Here is a 21,396-nt window from a genome sequence, read left to right as displayed (position 1 = left end):
ACGGCACCACCCTCTACATGACCCTGCTCACCGCCTGGGCCATCGTCCTGTCCCGACTCACCGGCCAAAACGACCTCATCATCGGCACCCCCACCGCCAACCGCCGCCGCACCGAACTCGAAAACCTCATCGGCTTCTTCGTCAACACCCTCGCCCTGCGCATCGACCTCACCAACCACCCCACCACCACAGAATTGCTCCACCGCGTCCGCGACCTCACCCTCACCACCCTCGACCACCAGGACCTCCCCTTCGAACACGTCGTCGAAGCCGCCAACCCCACCCGCAACCTCGCCCACACCCCCCTCTTCCAGGTCATGTTCGCCTGGCAGAACACCGACGACGGCGAGCTGACCCTCCCCGGCGTACGGGTCACCGCCCTGCCGCCGCCCCACGCCACCGCCAAGTTCGACCTGACCCTCGCGCTCACCGAACACGACGGGCGCATCACCGGCAGCCTCGAATACGCCACCGCGCTGTTCGACACCGCCACCGCCGAGCGGCACGTCCGCCACCTGCAGCACGTCCTCACCCAACTCGTCGCCCACCCCGACCGGCCCGTCGACCAGCTCGCGATGCTCGACGAGCGGGAGCGCGAGCAGGCGCTGCGCCAGGCCGCACCGTCGCCGGTGGACCGGGGCGTCGTCGCCCGCCTCGCGGAGCGGGTCGCGGCGGACCCCGACGCGGTCGCGGTCACCTTCGAGGGCACCCCGCTCACCTACCGCGACCTCGACACGCGGGCCAACCGGCTCGCCCACCACCTGCGCGCACACGGCGTCGGCCCCGACACCCTCGTCGCGATCTGCCTGCGCAGGTCACCGGAGCTGATCGTCGCGCTGGTGGCCGTCGCCCGGGCCGGCGGCGCGTACCTGCCCCTGGACCCGGCCCATCCCGCCGACCGCCTGCGCCGCCTGCTGGCCGACGGCGCCCCGGTCGCCGTACTCGCCCACGCCGCCACCCGCGCCACCCTCGACGGGCTCACCACCGCACCCCTGGTCGACCTCGACGCCGACGCCCACCACTGGGCCGACCAGCCCAGCACCAGCCCCGAGCCCGGCAGCCGACCCGACCACCTCGCCTACGTCATCCACACCTCCGGCTCCACCGGCCGGCCCAAGGGCGTGGCGCAGACCTGGCGGTGCCTGGACAACCTGATCGACTGGCAACTGCGCTACGCCGCGCCGGGCAGCCCGGCGCCGGAACGGGTGCTCCAGTTCGCCTCGATCGGCTTCGACGTCTCCGCCCAGGAGATCTGGAGCACCCTCTGTCAGGGCGGCACGCTGGTGCTGCTCGGCGAGGAACGCGCCCGGGACCTGGGGCAGCTGCGGCACGTCCTCGCCGAGCAGGGAGTGCGGCGGGCGTTCCTGCCGGCGGCCGTACTGCACCAGGTGGCGGGCCTCGCCTCGGCCGACGCCCCGCTCGCGCGAGGCTGCGAGATCGTCACCGCCGGCGAGGCGCTGCGGGTGAACGACGACGTACGCGCCCTGGTAGCCGGGCTCGGCGGCCGGTACCTCTACAACCAGTACGGCCCGACGGAGACCCACGTGGTCAGCCAGTTCGCGATGGCCACCTCGGCGGCGGCCGACTGGCCGGCGCTGCCGCCGATCGGCCGGCCGATCGCCAACGCGCGGCTCTACGTGCTCGACGAGCGGTGCGAGCCGGTGCCGGCGGGCGTGCTCGGCGAGCTCTACATCGGCGGGGCCGGCCTGGCGCGGGGCTACCTCCACCAGCCGGCGGCCACCGCGGCGCGGTTCCTGCCCGACCCGTTCGCCGGAACCGGCCAGCGGATGTACCGCAGCGGCGACCTGGTCCGCCGCCGGGGCGACGGGACCATCGAGTTCGTCGGACGCACCGACGACCAGGTGAAGGTACGCGGCTTCCGCGTCGAACCGGGCGAGGTGGAGAGCGTCCTGCGGCACGTCGAGGGCGTCCGCGAGGCCGCCGTACTGCTGCGCGAGGACACCCCGGGCGACCCGCACCTGGTCGGCTACCTGGCCGGTGACGTCACCGCCGAGGTGGCCCGCGAGCAGCTGCGCCGCCGGCTGCCCGAGCACCTGGTGCCGACCCGGTGGGTCGTGCTGGACCGGCTGCCGCTCACCGCCAACGGCAAGCTGGACCGGCGGGCCCTGCGCGCGCCGGAGCAGGCCGACGTCGCCACCGTCCACGTCGCGCCGCGCGACGAGCGGGAGGCCCGGATGGCCGCCATCTGGGCCGAGGTGTTGCGCCGCGACCGGGTCGGCGCGCTCGACGACTTCTTCGCGCTGGGCGGCCACTCGCTCCTGGCCACGCGGCTCGTCCACGCGATCAACGAACGGATGTCGGCGCGGCTGTCGCTGCGTACGCTCTTCCGGAAACCGGTCCTGGCCGACCTGGCGGCCGAGTTGGCGCAGCCCGACTCCCGCGCCGTCGACGCGCTCCCGCCGCTGGTCGCCGACCCCGTCGCCCGGCACGAGCCGTTCCCACTCACCGACATCCAGGAGGCCTACTGGGTGGGGCGCGGGTCCACCATCGAACTCGGCGGGGTCGGCGCGCACGGCTACAGCGAACTGCGGTTGCGCGACTTCGACGAGGAGCGCTTCACCCGCGCGCTGCACCGGCTGATCGACCGGCACGACATGCTCCGCGCGGTCTTCCACGACGGCGTCCAGCGGGTCCTGCCGCGCGTGCCGCGCTACGCGATGGCCCGGCAGGACCTGCGTGGGCTCGACCCGGAGACCGCCGCCCGACGGCTCGGCGAGACCCGCGAGCGGATGTCCCACCAGGTGCTCGACGCCGGGCGCTGGCCGCTGTTCGAGTTCGCGGTGACGCTGCTCGACGGCGAGGCACGCCTGCACGTCAGCATCGACGCGCTGATCCTCGACGCGGCCAGCGGGCAGATCCTGGAACACGAGCTGGCGCTGCTCTACGCGGACCCCGACGCCGACCTGCCGCCGCTCGCGGTGACCTTCCGCGACTACGTGCTCGCCGAACGGGCCCTGCGCCGCACGCCGCGCTACCAGCGGGCGCTCGACTACTGGCGGGAGCGCGTCGGCACGCTGGCCCCCGCGCCCCAGCTACCGCTCGAACGGCAGCCGGAGAGCGTCGAACGTCCGCGCTTCACCCGCTACGACGAGGTCGTGCCGGCGCGACGCTGGAGCCGGCTGAAGGCGGTCGCCGGCCGGTACGGAGTGACCCCGTCGGTGCTGCTGGTGACCGCGTTCGCCCAGGTGCTGGCCCGGTGGAGCCGTCAGCCACGGTTCACGCTGAGCCTGCCGTTGTTCAACCGGCTGCCGCTGCATCCCGGCATCAACGCGGTGATCGGCGACTTCACCTCGCTGGTGCTGCTGGAGGTCGACGTGGCGGCCGGGGTCGACTTCGTGACCCGGGCCCGCGCGGTGCAGGAGCAGCTCTGGCAGGACATCGACCACTCGGCGGTGAGCGGCGTACGGGTCAACCGCGAACTCGCCCGCGCCCGGGGCACCCGCCACGCGGCCCTGCCGGTCGTCTTCAACAGCACCCTGACCGAGGCGGCGCCCGAGGTCGGCGACAGCGGCCTCGCGGGGGCGCTCGACGGCGAGGTCGTGCACGGCATCACCCAGACCCCGCAGGTGTGGATCGACCACACGGTCCTGGAGGCCGGCGGGCGGCTGCACGTCAACTGGGACAGCATCGACGAGCTCTTCCCCGCCGGCCTGGTCGCCGAGATGTTCGCGGCGTACACGACGCTGCTCGGGCGGCTGGCGGAGCCGGACGCCTGGCACACCACTGTGGACGGGCCGTCCGCCCCGCCGGTGCCGGTGACCCCGCCCGCCAACCGTGGGCTCCTGCACGAGCTGGTCGACCGGCGGGCACTGGCGACCCCCACCGCGCCCGCGGTGCTCGCCGTGGACCGGCGGCTGGACCACGCCACGGTACGCGTCGAGGCGCGGCGGTTGGCCGGGCGGCTCCAGGATCGGGGCGTGCGCCCCGGCCAGCTCGTGGCGGTCCTGCTCGACCGGGGCTGGCAGCAGGTCGTCGCCACCCTCGCGGTCCTGCACGCCGGGGGCGCGTACCTGCCGCTGGACCCGCAGTGGCCGGCCGAGCGAATGGCCCGGGTGCTCCAGCGCTCCGGGGCGGGGCTGGTCCTGGTCGGATCGGACCGGGTGGCCCTGCCCGAGGGCGTCGCGCGCCTGGTGGTGGACGCGGCCGCCGTCGGCGCGGGCGGCCCGGCGCTGCGGCCGGTCGACCTGGCGGAGACCGACCTCGCGTACGTGATCTACACCTCCGGGTCCACCGGCACGCCGAAGGGGGTGGCGATCGACCATCGCGGCGCGGTCAACACGCTCCTCGACGTCACCGCGCGCTTCGACGTCGGCCCGGCCGATCGGGTCCTGGCCGTCAGCGCGCTCAGTTTCGACCTCTCCGTCTTCGACATCTTCGGCGCCCTCGCGGCCGGCGCGGCGGTCGTGACGCTGGACGAGGAGCTGGCCCGCGATCCGGCCCACTGGTGCGAGCTGGCCCACGCCCACCGGGTCAGCGTCTGGAACTCGGTGCCGGCGCTCGCCGGCATGCTGCTCGATTACGCCGACGCCGGCCACCCGCTGCCGGCGTCCCTGCGGCTGGCCATGCTCTCCGGGGACTGGATCCCGCTCGTCCTGCCCGACCGGCTGCGCAAGGCGCTGCCCGGGATCCGGGTGGAGAGTCTCGGCGGGGCCACCGAGGCGTCGATCTGGTCCATCCACCACCCGGTCGACGAGGTCGATCCGGCCTGGCGCAGCATCCCCTACGGACGGGCGTTGGCTCACCAGGGGGTGCACGTGCTGGACGAGGCACTGCGCCCACGGCCCACCTGGGCCACCGGCGACCTGTTCATCAGCGGCGTCGGGCTGGCGCGGGGCTACTGGCGCGACGAGACGGCGACGGCGGCCAGCTTCGTCGTCCACCCGGTCACCGGCGAGCGGCTCTACCGCACCGGCGACCTGGGCCGGCTGCGCCCGGACGGCACGATCGAGTTCCTCGGCCGCGAGGATGGCCAGGTCAAGGTGAACGGCTACCGGGTCGAGCTGGGTGAGATCGAGGCGGCGCTGGAGAGCCACCCGGCGGTGCGGGCCGCCGCCCTGCGACTGCTCGGTGCGGCGCAGGGCGAGAAGCGGCTGGCCGCGTACGTGGTGCCCGACGGCGCCCCGCCCGACCCGGCCGCCCTGGTCGCGCACCTGGAACGGCGGCTGCCGGCGTACATGGTGCCGGCGTCGTTCACCGTCCTCGACGCGCTGCCGCTGTCGGCCAACGGCAAGGTCGACCGCGCCCTGCTCCCCGACCAGCCGCCGCCGGTGCGGACCGCCGTCGAGGCGCCGGTGCTCACCGACGCGGCCGAGCGACGGCTGGCGGAGATCGTCGCCGAGATCCTCGACCTCCCCGTCGTCGCGCCCGACGCCAACCTGCTGCTGCTCGGCGCCACCTCGATCGACATCGTGCGGATCGCGAACGCCCTCTCCGCCGCGTTGGGCTTCCGGCCGAAGCTGGCCCGGTTGATGGGTCAACCGACCCTCGCCGACCTGCTGCGGATGTTCCGGGAACACACCGCCGAACGGGCCGTCGCCACGACCGCGCGGCGGGCCGCCGCGGTGGTCGAGGACCCGGCCGCCCGGGCCGCGTTCACGGCCGACGGGCGGGGCCGCCGCGACGTCGCGCCCGGCACCCCGGCGGTCGAGCTGGCCGCGCCGGCAGACCCGGCGTACGACCGGCGCTACACCGGCTACCGCTCGGTGCGCCGCTTCGCCGCCGACCCCCTGCCGGCCGAGGCGCTCGGCCGGCTGCTGGCCGCCCTCTCCGAGCGGGAGGTCGACGGGCGGGCCAAGTTCCAGTACGGCTCCGCCGGCGGCACCTATGCCGTGCAGACGTACGTGCTGGTGAAGGCGGGGCGGGTGAGCGGGGTGCCGGGCGGGGCCTACTACCACGATCCGGCGGCGCACCGGCTGCTGGCGCTCGGTCGCGACCGCGAGCTGAGCCCCGACGCCTTCGACTACTTCGTCAACCGGCCGGTCTTCGAGGCCGCCGCGTTCGCGCTGTTCCTGGTGGCGCAGCGCGCGGCAATCGAGCCCCTCTACCCGGAGCAGAGCGCGACGTTCACCGCCGTCGAGGCGGGTGCCATGGCCCAGCTGCTGACGATGGCCGCCCCCGACCACGGTCTCGGCCTGTGCGGGATCGGCGCACTGGACACCACCGAGCTGACCGCCCTGTTCGACCTCGAACCCTCACACCGGCTGGTCTACGCGCTGCTCGGCGGCGCCCGGGTGGACGGCCCCGCACCCGAGGCCCCGGCCACCGACACCATCACGGTGGAACTGTGAACGCCCGCGAGTTGCTCGACGTGCTCGACCGGCACGCGGTCGGGCTGCGCGTCGACGGCGACCGCCTGCGGCTGACGGGTTCCCGCGAGGTCCTCACGGCCGACCTGCTGGCCGACATCAAGCTGCACAAGGAGGAGCTGGTCGCGCTCCTGACCGGCGCCGACGCGGACACGATCCCCCGCCGGCCGCGACCGGACGCGCCGGTGCCGGTCGCGTTCGCCCAACGGCAGCTCTGGTTCCTCGACCAGCTCTCCCCGGGCAACCCGTTCTACAACAACCCGGTCGCCTTCGACGTCGTGGGTGCGCTGGACGTGGCCGCGCTGACCCGCGCCCTGACCGAGGTGGTACGCCGGCACGAGGCGCTGCGTACCGTCTTCACGCTCATCGACGAGGAGCCCCACCAGGTGGTGCGGCCGGCCGGGCCGGTCGCCCTGCCGGTCACGGACCTCACCGCGCTGCCCCGCCCGGATCGGGCCCGGCGCGCCGACGAGGCCGCCGAGGCCGAGGCGCGGGCGCCCTTCGACCTGGCCGCCGGCCCGCTGCTGCGCAGCGCCCTGCTCCGGCTGGCCCCCGACGAGCACCGCTGGCTGCTCACCGTGCACCACGCGGTGGCCGACGGCTGGTCCGTCGGCATCCTGATCGGTGAGGTCGCCGCGCTCTACGACGCGTACGCGCGGGGCGGGACCGCCGCGCTGGCCGAGCTGCCCGTGCAGTATCCGGACTACGCGCTGTGGCAGCGCCGGCACCTCGGCGGCGGCGAGTTGGAGCGCCAGCTCGACCACTGGACGCGGACGCTTGCCGGTGCGCCCGCGCTGCTGGCCCTGCCGACCGACCGGCCCCGGCCCGTGGTGCAGCGCTACCGGGGTGAGACCCACGGCACGACGGTGGACGCGGCGGTGCTGCGCGGGCTGCGGGAGGTGGGACGGGCCGGCGACGCGACGCTCTTCATGACGCTGATGGCCACCCTGTCGGTGCTGCTGTGGCGCTACACGGGGCAGGACGACGTCTGCGTCGGCACCCCGTTCGCCAACCGCAACCACCGCGACGTGGAGGGCCTGATCGGTCACTTCGTCAACACGGTGGTGATCCGCAACCGGCTCGCCCCGGAGCAGTCCTTCGCGGCGCTGCTGGCCGACGTCCGCCGGCACCTGCTCGACGCGTACGCCCATCCCGACCTGCCGTTCGAGCAGCTCGTGGACGCGCTCAACCCGGAGCGGCACACCAGCTACTCGCCGCTGTTCCAGGTGATGCTGGTGCTCCAGAACATTCCGCGCGGCCGGCTGGAGCTGCCGGGCCTGGTGCTGCGGCCCCTGGCGAGCAGCACCGGTGCGGCGAAGTTCGACCTGTCGGTCGAGGTGCTGGAGCACGCCGACGAGCTGCACGTCGTCGTCGAGTACAACACCGACCTCTTCGACGCCGCGACGATCGCCCGGCTGACCGGGCACTTTGTCCACCTGCTCGGCCAGGTGGCGGCCGACCCGTCGACGCCGGTCGGCGCGCTGCGGCTGCTCGGTGCGGACGAACGCCACCGCCTGCTGGTCGAGTGGAACAGCACCGCGCGACCGCGCACCGGACCGGCGGACGTGGTGACGCGGATCGCGGCGCAGGCCCGGCGGCGCCCCGGCTCGCTCGCCGTGGCCGACGAGGACGAACGGCTCGACTACGCCACGCTGGAGCGGCGGGCCAACCGCCTGGCGCACGCGTTGATCGCCCGCGGCGTACGCCCCGACCAGGTGGTCGGCCTGCACGCGCGGCGCTCGGCCGGGCTGATCGTCGCCATCCTGGGCGTGCTCAAGGCCGGGGCCGCCTACCTGCCGCTGGACCCGGCCCTGCCGCCGGAGCGGCTCGCCGGCATGGTCGCCGACGCCGCGCCGGCGCTGGTGCTCGGCGACGACGACCTGGCCGCCGTCGAGGCCGAAGGGCGCCACGACGGCCCGCCCGACGTCGTCGCGCACCCCGCCAACCTGGCCTACGTGATCTACACGTCGGGCTCGACCGGCCGGCCCAAGGGCGTCGCGGTCGCGCACGGCGCGGTGGTGAACCTGCTCGACGACTGGGTGTCGCGGGTCGGCGCGGCCCCGGGCGAGCCGGCGGCGCTCTGGTCGAGCGTCGGCTTCGACGTCTCGGTGCAGGAGATCTTCCTGCCGCTGAGCACCGGCGGCGCCCTGCACCTCGTACCCGAGAAGCTGCGCGGCGACCCGGCGGCGCTGATGGGCTGGCTGCGCGAGCACCGCGTCGTACAGGCCTACCTGCCGCCCGCCTTCGTCCGCTGGCTCGACGAGGACCCGGCCGAGCGGCTGGCCGGGCTGGCGCTGCGCCACCTCCTGGTCGGGGTGGAACCCCTGCCGGAGCAGGGTCTGCACCGCATCCGGCAGGCCCTGCCCGGGCTGCGCATCCGCAACGGGTACGGGCCGACCGAGACCACCGTCTACAGCACCGCCTACCTCGACCCACAGCCGACGGCCCGGCAGTGCCCGATCGGCCGGCCGGTGGCGAACACCCGCGTCTACCTGCTCGACGAGCGGCTGGAGCCGGTGCCGGTCGGGGTCACCGGAGAGATCCACATCGGTGGCTCCGGGGTCGCCCGGGGCTACCTCGGCCGGCCGGGGGCGACGGCTGAGCGGTTCGTCCCCGACCCGTTCGTGCCCGGCGAACGGGTCTACCGCACCGGCGACCTGGCCCGTCTGCTGCCCGACGGGAACCTCGAGTATCTCGGCCGTCGGGACAGCCAGGTCAAGATCCGGGGCTTCCGGGTCGAGCTGGGCGAGATCGAGTCGGCACTGCTGGACCGGCCGGACGTGCGGGACGCGGCGGTGCTTGTCGACTCCGAGGCCGGCGAGGCGAGGCTGGTCGCCGGAGTCGTCCGGGGCGGGGCGACGCCGCTGCTGGTGAGCGAGTGGCGGGAGGCGCTGTCGCGGCGGTTGCCCGGCTACATGATCCCGTCGCTCTTCGTCGAGCTGCCGCGGCTGCCGCTGACCGCCAACGGCAAGCTCGACCGGGCCGAGGTGCTGCGGCTGGCCCGTACCAACGCGCCCTGGCAGGTCAACCTGGCCAGCCCGCGCGACCAGATCGAGCTGACCCTCTACCAGATCTGGAAGCGCCTGCTGCTGCACGCGGACATCGGCATCGGCGACCGGTTCTTCGACGTGGGCGGCACCTCGATCTCGGCGATCAAGCTGGCCCACGCGATCGGCGAGGCGTTCGGCGAGCCGCTGCCGGTCCACGAGATCATGCTGCACCCGACGATCGAGGCGCTCGGCGGCCGGCTGCGGCGGGGCGCGGCGGGCCGGCCACCGAGCAACCTGATCGAGTTCCGGGCCGGTGCCGGCGCCGGCCGGGTCATCTGCGTCCATCCGGCCGGCGGCACCGCGTTCTGCTACCTCTCGCTGGCCAAGGCGCTGCCCGAGTCCCTCGGCGTGTACGGGATCCAGTCCCCGGGGGTGAACCCGGGCGAGGAGTTCCTGCCCACGGTCGAGGCGATGGCCGAGGCGTACCTGCGGCTGGTCGGGCACCTGCTGGACGGGCCGGTGGTGCTCACCGGGCTCTCCTACGGCGGCCTGGTCGCGTACGAGATGGGCCGCCGGCTGGCCCTCGCCGGGCACGGCGGGCTGAGCGTCGTCCTGCTCGACACCCTCGGCACCGACGACCCGGCGCACCGGGGCGCGATCGAACCGGTGGACATGGCGGAGTTCCGCGACAAGCTCGTCAAGTTCAACGGGATGTACCCGGGCATCGACGACGAGCAGATCGACCAGTACCACCGCGTCTACAACCACAACCGGTCGACCATGCGCGACTATCCCACCCCGGTGTCGCCGGCCCGGCTGGTGCTGTTGCAGGCCACCGCCGGGCGCAACGAGGGCTTCCTGCGGGAGGTGCGTGCCTTCTGGCGGCGGCGCGGCGAGGCCGACTTCCTGCTGGAGCAGGTGCACTGCGACCACTGGGACATCCTGGAGAGCGCGGTGGTGCCGCGGGTCGCCGCGCTGCTGCGCGGCGAGATCGACCGGATCCCGGACGCCCGTCCGACGACGCCGGCGCTGCGGGAGGCGTGATGGCGCAGGATCCCGGTCTCTGCGCCGCGGTGCTCGCCCAGGCCCGCCGTACCCCCGAGGCGGTCGCGGTCGTCGACGGCGACCGGCGCCTGCGCTACGCCGAGCTGGACGCCGCCAGCGCCCTGGTGGCCCGGTCCCTGCTCCGGGCCGGCGTCCGCCCGGGTCAGGCGGTCGCGGTGCAACTGCCGCGCGGCTGGCGGCTGGTCTGCGTCATGCTCGGCGTCCTGCAGCTCGGCGCGACCGTGGTGCCGGTGGACCGGCAGAGCCCGCCCGAACGCCGCGGGCACATGCTGCGCGACTCGGCCGCCGTGGCGGTCGTCCACGGTCCGGACGCGCCCGGTGAGCTGCCCGAGGCGGTCCGGCCGCTGCCGGTGGCGGCGCTGCTGCCGGACGCGCCGCTGCCGACGGACGCGCCGCCCGGCGCGGACCCGGAGCCGGCACCGGAGGCCGCCCCCGCACCTGTCGCCTTCGTCTTCTACACCTCGGGCAGCACGGGGCGCCCGAAGGGGGTGCAGGTGTGCGACGCGGGCATCCTGCGGCTGGCCCGACCCGGCTACCTCGCGCTGCCCCCGGCGGCCCGCTACGCCAGCCTCGCCAACCCGGCGTTCGACGCGATCAGCTTCGAGGTCTGGGTGCCGCTGCTGACCGGCGGCTGCTGCGTCGTCCTCGACGACGAGACGGTGGCGACGCCACACCTGCTCGACGCCGCGCTGCGCCGGGAGCGGATCGACACGCTCTTCATCACGGTGGCGCTGTTCAACGCGGTGGTCGACGAGGTGCCGCACTGCTTCGCCGAGGTCGGCCAGGTGCTGGTCGGCGGCGAGCAGCTCAACGCCCGGCTGATCCGCCGCTGGTACCGGGACAACCCGGCCAGCCGCACCCGGCTGCACAACGTCTACGGCCCCACCGAGGCGACCACCTTCGCCCTGTGCCATCCGATCCCCCGCGACTTCGACGCGGGCGTGGTGCCGATCGGCCGGGTGCTGCCCGGCACCGACGCGCACCTGGTGGTCGACGGCGAGCGCCTCGCCGCGCCGGGCGAGGTCGCCGAGCTCCACCTCTGCGGCGCGGCGCTGGCGGCCGGCTACCGCAACCTGCCCGACGAGACCGCCGCCCGCTTCGTCCGGCTGCCCTGGCTCGACGGCTGTGCCGGCCCCCACTACCGCACCGGGGACCTCGTGCGGGCCGACGCCGCCGGCCTCGTCGAGTACGTCGGCCGCGTCGACCGGCAGGTCAAGGTCCGCGGCTTCCGGGTCGAGCCCGGCGAGGTGGAGCGGCAGATCCTCGCCCACCCGGGGATCCGGCAGGCGTACGTGTGCACCCGACGGGACCCGGCGCGCGGGACCACCGAGCTGCTGGCGTACGTGGTGGCAGCCGCCGACCTCTCGTTCGCGGATTTCGACCGGCACCTGGGGGCGACCCTGCCGCCGTACCTGCGCCCGCACCGGGTGCACCGCGTCCGGGCGCTGCCGCTGACCCGTAACGGCAAGGTGGACGCCGACGCGCTGCTGCGCGGCGACGACCCGCCCTGGCGCGACGAACCGCACCGACGCGACGACGGCCCGGTCGACGCGCCCGTCACGGCGTGGCAGCGAACGGTGCTCGGGCTCGCCGGCGAGGTGTTGGGCGTGCCCGACCTGCGCCCGGACGACCGGTGGATCGCCAGTGGCGGCGACTCGCTGAAGGCGCTCCGGCTGCGCTTCGAGATCCAGCGGCGCTGGGGCGGCGAGGTGCCGCAGGCGGTGGTGCTGGACGGCGACTTCGCCGAGCTGGCGGCGGCGATCACGGCGGCCCGCGACACGACCGGTTCGCCCTACCCGGTGCCGGCTCCCCCGGCCGGCGCCCGGTCCGCACCGGCCACCTCGGAGCAGCAGCGGCTCTGGCTGTTGCAGCAGCGGTCACCGGCCTGGACCGCCTACCACGTGGGGCTCGCCTTCGCGCTTCGGGGCCGGGTCGACGCGGGCGCGCTGCGGCAGGCGCTGCGCCGGGTGGTGACGCGTCATCCGGCGCTGCGGACCGCCTTCCGGGCCGCACCCGACGGGCTGCGTCAGGAGGTGGCCGAGCCCTACGACCCGTGGTGCGAGCCTCCCGGCGCTCCGGTCACGACCGCATCCCGGCCAGGCTGCGCCGGGACCGCCGACGGCGAGGCGGCCGGGTGGCGGGAGGACGCCCGCACCCTGTTCGCCGTACCCTTCGATCTCGGGCAGCCGCGCATGCTGCGGGCGTACTGGCTGGCGGGCGACGAGGGTGGGGTGCTCCTGCTGCACCTGCACCACGTCGCGGTCGACGGCTGGTCGCTCGACGTCCTGTTCCGCGACCTGTCGGCCGGGTACGCGGCGGCACTGGACGGCGCGACCGCCGACGAGGGCGGGCCCGTCGCGACCCCGCTGGACCACGCCCGGTGGCAGGCCGACTGGTTCGCCCACCCGGCCTACCGGGCGCGGCGTGCGGCCCTGCGCGAGCACTACGCCGCCGTGGACGAGACCGCCGCGCCGCTGCGCCCGGCCCGGCCGCGCGGCGACGGCGGGGACCACCTGCTGCGGACCACGATCGACCCGGCACGCCGCGACGCGCTCGACCGGCTCGGCGCCGAGCTGGGTCTGACCCGCTTCCCGCTGCTGCTGACGCTCTTCGGTTGGGCCGTGCACGGGGTGACCGGCCGCACCCGCCCGCGCGTCGCGAGCCCGGTGGCGAACCGACCCGTACGCGGCTTCGAGGCCACCGTCGGGATGTTCGCCAACACCGTCCTGCTGCCCCTGGTGCTCGCGCCCGAGGAGGAACTGCGGGCGCAGCTACGGCGGCAGGCCGGCGCCGTACGCGCGGTGCTCGACGCCCAGGACGTGGCGCTCGCGCACGCCGTCGCCGACCACGACTTCGGCGCCGACGCGCCGCTGTTCGACTTCCTCTTCGTCCTCGACAACACCGACTTCTCCGCGCTGGCGCTGCCCGGCTGCGCGTCCCGCCCGGTCTGGCTGGCGCCGACCGACGCCAAGTGCCCGCTCACCCTCTCGGTGGTGGCGCACGAGGCCGGCCTCGACTGCCTCTGGGAGTACGCCGACGACCACTTCGAGGCCGCCGAGGTGGCGGCGGCCGCCGACCTGTTCCGGCGCGGGCTGGACGCGTTGACCGGCACTGGCACGAGCACCCTCGCCGAGCTGGTGCGCCCCTACCGCCGAGGCCTGCCCGAGCCGGGGCGGGGCCCGCGTACCCCGGTGGAGTTCCCCACGGTGGCCGAGTCCTTCGCCCGGCGGGTGCGCGCGGCGCCGACCGCGACCGCGCTCGTCGCCGGTGACCGCCGCCTCAGCTACGCGGACCTGGACGGGTACGCCGCCACCCTCGCCGCCGAGCTGGTGCGGCACCACCCGGTGTCGACCAACGGCCGGCACCACGTCGCGCTGTTCTTCGAGCCGTCAGTGGAGCACGTGGTCGCGCTGCTGGCGGCGGCCCGGCTGAACCTCACCGTGGTGCCCCTCGACCGGGCCTACCCACCGGCGCTGCTGCGCCAGGTCCTGGGTCAGGTCGATCCGCTCTGCGTGCTGCTGGCGCCCGGCGACGAGCCCGCTCTCGACGAGATCGACGAGGGCGGTCACCCCCGCCACCCGGTCGTCCTGTCCTCCTCGGCCACGCCCGTCGCGCCGTCGTACGCCGGCCGGCCGCTGTACACGCTCTTCACCTCCGGCTCGACCGGCACGCCCAAGGGGGTCCAGGTATCCGACGCCCTGCTGGTCAACCTCCTGCGCTGGCAGGGCGAGGACGGCGGCCTGGCGGACGGGGCCGCGACCCTGCAGTTCTCCATGCTCTCCTTCGACGTCTCCTTCCAGGAGATCTTCGGCACGCTCTGCGGCGGCGGCACCCTGCACCTGCCCCGGCCCGGCCGGCGGCAGGACATGCCGGCGCTGCTGGAACACCTCGACGCCGCCGGCATCGAGCGGATCTTCCTGCCGTACGTCGCCCTGCAACTGCTGGCCGAGCACGGGGTACGCCTCGGCCGGTACCCCTCCCGGTTGCGGGACGTCGTCACCGCCGGCGAACAGCTGATCTGCACCGACAGCATCCGCCGCTGGTTCGCCGGGCTGCCCGGCGCCCGCCTGTTCAACCACTACGGCCCGACCGAGACCCACGTGGTCAGCAGCCTCCGCCTCGACGGCGACCCGGCCGCCTGGCCGGCCCGCCCCGCCATCGGCCGCCCGGTCGCCAACACCTGGCTGCGGGTGGTGGACGCGGCCGACGAGGTGGTGCCGCCGGACTGCCCCGGTCAGCTGCTGATCGGCGGGGAGCTGACGGCGCCCTGCTACCTGGACGATCCGGCACTGGACCGGGCCCGCTTCGTCGAGCTGCCCGGCCTCGGCTGGTTCTTCCGCAGCGGCGACCAGGCCCGGTTCGACCGGGACGGTCTGCTGCACTACCTGGGCCGCGACGACCAGCAGGTGAAGGTCAGCGGGCACCGGCTGGAACTGGGCCAGGTCGAGGCGGCGTTGCTCACGCATCCGGCGGTGCTCAACGCCGTGGTGGTCCGCGACGATCCGCACCTGGTCGCCTGCCTGCAGTTCCGGGCCGACCCACCGGCCCCGGAGGAGTTGACCCGCCATCTCGCGGGGCTCCTGCCCGGGTACGCGCGGGTGGACCGGTTCCGGTGGCTGGCGGAACTGCCGCGTACCGCCAGCGGGAAGCTGGACCGCCGCCGGGCGTTGCGCGCGCCGGGCGAGGAGTTGCGGCCGGCCGGCGCGATGCCGGCCCCGGTCATGTCGGCGCTGGAGGCGCGGCTGGCCGGGCTCTTCGAGGAGGTCGTCGGGACGCCCATCGAACCCGACCGGCGCTTCTTCGACGGCGGCGCGGGCAGCCTGGAACTGATGCGCCTGCACCTGCGCTGCGTCGCCGAAGGGCTGCCGCTGACCATCCCCGACCTCTTCGAGCACGTCACCATCCGCCGCCTCGCCCGGTTCCTCACCGCGCAGCGGGCCGGCACGCGTGCACCCGGGTCGGGCGGGCCGCTTCCGGCGGGCGAACCGACGCCGGCGGGCCGACCGACGCCAGCGCGATCACCGGCAGACGAGCCGGCGCAACCTGCGGCAGACGAGCCGGCGCGGCGGACGGCCGGGGTGGCGGCGGCCGGGCGGGACGAGGCCGCCGCGGGCCCGCCGGACAAGCCGGTCGCCGTGGTCGGGATGGCCGTCCGGCTGCCCGGCGCCGACGACCTCGCCGCCTTCTGGGCGATGGTGGAGGCCGGCGACCGGGGCATCGAACACTTCGCCGCCGCCGACGGCCTGGTCGGCGCCCGCAGCCAACTGTCCGGGCTGCTCGGCTTCGACCCGGGGCACTTCGGCATCAGCCGCCAGGAGGCCCGGCTGATGGATCCGCAGCAACGGCACCTGTTGATGAGCTGTGTCGAGGCGTTGGCGCACGCCGGCATCGCCGATCCCGCCCGACGGCGGGTCGGGCTGCTCGCCAGCTGCGGCGAGAACACCTACTTCCAGACGATGCTGCGGGACGCCGACCCGGCACGGCTGCCGGACTCCTTCCAGTTGGCACTGCACCACGAGAAGGACTTCCTCGCCACGAAGGTCGCCTACCACCTGCGCCTGACCGGGCCGGCCTTCACCGTGCAGGCGGCCTGCGCGAGCTCACTGGTGGCGGTCCACGTCGCCGCCGGACTGCTGCGCCAGGGCGACAGCGACGTGATGCTGGTCGGCGGCGTGCTGGTGGACCCGCTGCTGACCGCCGGATACCGCTACCAGTCGCAGCACATCTTCTCCCCCGACGGGCACTGCCGGCCGTTCAGCGACGACGCCGCCGGCACCGTCGGCGCCAGCGGGGTGGGTGTGGTCGTGCTCAAGCCCCTGCGGCTGGCCCGGCGCGACGGCGACACCGTCTACGCGGTGATCACCGGCTCGGCCGTCAACAACGACGGAGCGGAGAAGCTCGGCTTCGCCGCGCCCTCGGTCGCCGGCCAGCGCGAGGTGATCCGCACCGCGCTGCGGCGCAGCGGGCGTACCAGCGGTGACGTGGGCTACGTGGAGGCGCACGGCACCGGGACGGAACTGGGCGACCCGGTCGAGGTGGCCGCCCTGCGCCAGGCGTACGACCTGGCCGGGTCGGGCCGCACCGCGCTGGCCTCGGTGAAGAGCCAACTCGGTCACCTCGGTGCGGCGGCCGGGGTGGTCGGCCTGGTTCGCGCCGTGCTCGCCGTCCACCACGGACGGATCCCGCCGAACGTCGACTTCCGTCGCCTCAATCCACGGCTGGGCCCCGATCCCACCCCCTTCTACGTTCCCGCGAAGATCCGCCCCTGGCCGGTCGACCGGCCACGGGTGGCGGCGGTGAGCAGCTTCGGCATCGGCGGCACCAACGCCCATCTGGTCTGCGAGGCGGCCGAACCGGCCGACACCTGCCCGGCGACGCCACCCGGGGCCGGCGTACCGGTGGTGGTGCTCGCCAGCGGCAGCGCCGCCGGGCTGCGCGCCGACGCCGACCGGGTCGCCGACTACCTGGCGGCCCGGCCCGGGACCTACCACCAGGTGCTGCGTCACCTGCAGGCCGGCCGGGCGCCCGGTCGCTGGCGGGCGGCGGCCGTCTGCGCGGACGTGACCGCCGCCGTGGCGTGGCTGCGCACCGCGACCGCCGTCGAGGGCACCCCCGTCGAGGTGGCGCCCGTCGAGGTCGTCGGCCCGGCCGGTACGCCCCCGCCGGCCGACCTCGTCGCCACCTGGCTGGCCGGCGGGGCGATCCGCTGGCCGGCCGGGCCGGCGCAGCCACCCTGGGACTTTCCGCCGCCGGCGTTCGCGCTCGAGGACCACGAGTTCGCCCGTCCCGCCCCGCCGACCGCCCAGCAATGGCCGGCCCGGCTGCCCGAGGCCGAGTGGTTGCACCAGCCGCACTGGGTGCGCTGGCGGCACGCGGGAGGCGAGCCCGGCGCCCGCCGTCCGGAGACGGTCGTGATCATGGCAGCGGCGCCGCCGTCGCCGGCCGCGCTGCGCGCCTTCGCCGCGTCCCACGCCCGGGTGGTGGCCGTCACCGCTGCCGACGGCTTCGCCCGGGTCGGGCCGGACAGCTACCGGGTGGACCCGGCCGACCCCGACTCGCTGGGCAGGCTGCTCGCTGCGCTGACCGACACCGCCTCGACTGCCACCGCCGCCCAGAGCGGCGTGGAGTGGCTGCACGCGCTGCCGCTGGCGGTCGACGGACCGGTCGGCGCGGACACGCTCGCCCACTCGTACCACGCCTGCGTCGACACCCCGGCGGCGCTGCTGGCGGCCGTCGCCGGGCTGCCTTCCCGGATCCGGTTGCGGGCCTGGTGGCTGTCGCGGCAGGCGCAACCCGTCACCGGCGACGTACGCCGGCCCGAGTCGGGCCTGCTCGCCGGGGCGGGTGCGGTCGCGGACCAGGAGGGCGACGTCGAGAGCCACTGGGTGGACCTGCCGGGCCCCGATCCGGCCGACTGGGCGCCGGCGCTCGCGGCGCTGCTGACGGAGGGAACACCACCGCCCCGGCGCCTCGCGCTGCGCGAGGGCTACTGGTGGGAGCAGGCACTGCTGCCGGTCCGCCCACCGGCCGGGCCGGCAGCGCCCCCGGCCCCGTCCGGCCCGGCCGGGTACGTGGTCCTTGGCGGCACCGGCGGCATCGGGCGGAACATCGCGTCCTGGCTGCTGAAGCGGGGCGACTGCCGGGTCACCCTGCTGGCGCGGCGCGGGCCGCTGCCGGCCGAGCTGGCGCCCTGGGCCGACCGCGTCGACCTCGTCGAGGTGGACCTGGCCGAGGCCGATCCCGACGAACTGGTGGCGCGGCTCGGCAACCGACGCGTCGACGGGGTCGTCCACGCGGCGGGAGTCGCGGCCGGCGGGCTGATCGGCCGGCGGGACGCGGCCGCGATGCGGCGGGCCACGGCCGCCAGGATCCGCGGCGCCCTGCTCGTGGAGCGGCTGGTCGCGCACCACCGGCCGGCGTTCGTCGTCTACTGCTCGTCGATGTCGGCGCAGCTCGGCGGGGTCGGCCAGCTCGACTACGCCGCCAGCAACGGGCTGCTGGACGGCTTCGCCCGGCACCGGGCGAACACCGCCGACACCACGCTGCGCGTCTGCGTCGACTGGGACGTCTGGAACGAGGTGGGCATGGCCCGCGACGCCCTGCCCACCGACGCCCGGCACCGGGCCCACCTCGCGGTCGGCCTCTCCGTCGACGAGGGCCTACGGATCTTCGCGCAGGCCCTGCGGCTACGGCTGCCCCACCTGGTCGTCTGCACCACCGCGCTGGACCGGGCGCGGGAGTTCTACGCGCCACCGGCCGATCCACCGGTGGCCACCGCCGCCGCACCACCCCGGTCGGCCGCCGACGACATCGACGGTTGGCTACGTGACAGGCTGGGCACCGAGCGGCTCGACCCCGCCGCCTCCCTCTACGACCTGGGGGCGGACTCGCTCCTGCTGCTGGACCTGATCGACGAGGTCAAGGAGCAGTTCGGCGTCAGCCTCAGCCTGTCCCAGCTGAGCCACCGGGTGAGCCTGACCGAGGTGCTGGGGCTCCTCGGCGAGCCGGCCCGCGCCGCCGAGCCCACCGGGTCCGCCGTGCCGGTGGAGGTCTGGCGGACGGGTCGTGGGCGTACGGTGCTCTGCCTGGTCCATCCGGTCGGCGGCGACGTGCGGGCGTACCGGCCGCTGGTGTCGGCGCTCGACCCGGAGCTCACGGTCTGCGTCATCGCCGATCCCGCGCTGGCCCGCCCCGAGCAGCCGGCCTGGTCGCTCGCGGAGCGGGCCGCGCGCTACCACGCCGCGCTGCGCGAGCGCTTCCCCCGCGACGAGTGGCGCTGGCGGCTGGGCGGCTGGTCGTTCGGCGCCTGGGTGGCGCTCGGGATGGCGGCGGAGGCCGAGGCGGCGGGCCAGCCGGCGGACGAGGTCTACCTGCTGGACCCGCCGCCGCCGGACGCCGCGCCCACCTTCCGTGGTTACGACGAGGAACGGCTCGCCGCGCTCTTCGCCCACGAACTGGGGGCGGCCACCGGCGCGGACACGGCGGCTACGGCGTACGCGGAGGCGCTGGCCCGCTGCTGCCGGGCCAACCTGGCGAGCATGGCGCTGCACACGCTGCCCCGGCTGGCCGGGACACCCGGCCGGCTCTGGCTCGCGGGCCGGCCGACGGCCGGTCTGCCGGCGCTGCCCGCCCCGCAGGAGCAGGCGCGGCAGTGGCGCACGCACCTCGCCGGGCTCGCATGGCACCTCGTCGACACCACCCACTACGGCATCGTCGCGGCACCCCACGTCCGGACGGTGGCCGAGGCCATCAGCGGGGCGCAGCCGCCCGCCGACCCGGCGGCGACGCGATGAATCCGTACCGGTCGCTGCCCTCGCGGTCGTTCTGGCGCAGCGCCGTGGCCGAGCCGGAGATGCACGCCATCGAGGAGGTGTGGACGCCGAAGTTCACCATCGACCCGGACGATCCGGTCCTCACCGCCGGCTCCTGCTTCGCCCGACACCTCGGTCCCGCCCTGCTCGACGAGGGGATGAACTGGCGTACGGCCGAGTTGCCCCCGCCGGGGTTGACCGAGGCCGAGCGCCAGGCCCGCCACTACGGCGCGTTCTCCTTCCGCACCGGCACCGTCTACACCGCCGCCGCCCTGCGGCAGTGGCTCGGCTGGGCGTTGACCGGCGACACCGGGCCCGACGAGGTCTGGCGCGACGGTGGCCGGTACTTCGACCCGTACCGCCCGTCGGTCGAACCCGACGGCTACGCCTCGGCGGAGGAGACCCTGGCCGCACGCCGGGTCACCCTGGCCGCTATCCGGGGGGCGGTCGCCGAGGCGGGTTGTCTCATCTTCACCCTCGGCCTGACCGAGGCCTGGCGCGACAGCGTCACCGGCACCGTCTATCCGGTCTGCCCGGGCACCGTCCGGGGCACCTTCGACGCCGGGCGGCACGTCTTCCACAACTTCACCGTGGCCGAGGTGCACCGGGACCTGCGCGCCGCCGTCGCGCTGCTGCGCGCCGCCAACCCCCGGCTGACCGTCCTGCTGACCGTGTCGCCGGTGCCGCTCACCGCGACGGCGACCGGGGCGCACGTGCTGGCCGCGACCGGGTACTCCAAGTCGGTGCTGCGGGCCGCGGCCGGCCAGCTCGCGCAGGAGGACGACCACGTCGACTACTTCCCCTCGTACGAGCTGATCACCGGTTTTCCGTTCCGGGGGGTCTTCTTCGCGCCGAACCTGCGTACCGTGACGCCGGCCGGGGTCGCCTTCGTCATGCGCCACTTTTTCGCCGCCCTCGACCGCGTACGCGGTGCGACCCGGCCGGCGGACATCAATGCCCCGGCGTCGGAGCGCCGCGCCGACACCGCCGACGGAGGTGACCTCTACTGTGACGACGCCGTCCTCGACCGGTACCGCGCCGGCTAGGTTCCTGCTGCTGGGCGACTCGCACGCCGGGCCCATCGCCCGGGCGGCGACGGCGGCCGGGCTGCCCTTCGCCGGGGGCCCGGTCGGCTCGGGGCGCGACTTCAACGTCGGCTTCTTCGACATCCGCCACGACGACCTGGTGTTCCGGGACGCCGCCGTGCAGGAACGCCACCGTGGCTTCCTGGCCGAGCTGGGCGTGGCCGGCATCGGCCAGCTCACCGTCCCGCTGGTCTCGACGTTCGGCCTCAGCGCCCACTTCTTCGCCACCACCGAGAACTGGCGGATCTACCGGTCGACCGACGGCACCTTCGCGCCGGGCTTCCTGGCGGGCGGGCTCTTCGACGGCATCGTGCGCGCCATGGCCCGCGACGCGCTGGCCTTCTACCGCCACGTCCTCGACCGCGGGCTGCGCGTCCTCGCGGTGCTGCCGCCGCAACGGGTGCCGGGCATGTCCGACCCGCAGGTCTTCGCGGCCGCCCAGGAGACGATCCGCCGCGCGCTCGTCGCGCTCGGCGTGGAGATCGTGGACCTGCGAGCCCGGACGACCGACGGCACGGGCCGGCAGCGGGCCGCCTTCTGCGAGCCGGACGACCCCATCCACGGCAACCTCGCCTTCGGCCGGCTGATCGTGGCCGACCTGCTGGCCCGGGGACTGTGA

General features: G+C 75.3%; 5 protein-coding genes (1 of these 5 running past the window's edge). All 5 read left to right on the top strand.

Features of this window, described 5'->3' with window-relative positions; genetic code table 11:
- Tightly spaced (each overlapping or abutting the next), the 5 genes in view from ABZ809_RS08060 to ABZ809_RS08040 form a layout consistent with a single transcriptional unit that may run on beyond the window.
- Positions 1 to 6,308 carry the end of an amino acid adenylation domain-containing protein gene (locus tag ABZ809_RS08060; protein WP_357561723.1) on the top strand. 7,276 nt of this gene lie to the left of the window's left edge, so 6,308 of the gene's 13,584 nt are visible here — the last part of the coding sequence; its start codon lies beyond the left edge, outside the window; its stop codon occupies positions 6,306 to 6,308.
- Entirely contained in the window at positions 6,305 to 10,360 is a 4,056-nt protein-coding gene (locus ABZ809_RS08055) for an amino acid adenylation domain-containing protein (RefSeq protein WP_357561722.1), read from the top strand. The genes ABZ809_RS08060 and ABZ809_RS08055 overlap by 4 nt, the downstream gene beginning before the upstream one ends.
- A complete protein-coding gene (locus ABZ809_RS08050; protein WP_357561721.1) occupies positions 10,360 to 19,674 on the top strand; it encodes an amino acid adenylation domain-containing protein in 9,315 nt (3,104 codons plus the stop codon). The genes ABZ809_RS08055 and ABZ809_RS08050 overlap by 1 nt, the downstream gene beginning before the upstream one ends.
- The gene (locus tag ABZ809_RS08045) at positions 19,671 to 20,738 is read left to right on the top strand and encodes a GSCFA domain-containing protein (protein WP_357561720.1); all 1,068 of its coding nucleotides are present in this window, start codon (positions 19,671 to 19,673) and stop codon (positions 20,736 to 20,738) included. Before ABZ809_RS08050 ends, ABZ809_RS08045 begins: the two co-directional genes overlap by 4 nt.
- Positions 20,701 to 21,396, top strand: a complete 696-nt coding sequence (locus ABZ809_RS08040) for a hypothetical protein (RefSeq protein WP_357561719.1) — start codon at positions 20,701 to 20,703, stop codon at positions 21,394 to 21,396. Before ABZ809_RS08045 ends, ABZ809_RS08040 begins: the two co-directional genes overlap by 38 nt.

Origin of the sequence: Micromonospora sp. NPDC047074, from assembly GCF_040643815.1 — a bacterium.
Taxonomy (GTDB): Bacteria; Actinomycetota; Actinomycetes; order Mycobacteriales; family Micromonosporaceae; genus Micromonospora.
This window is presented reverse-complemented; position numbering and strand designations above follow the sequence as displayed.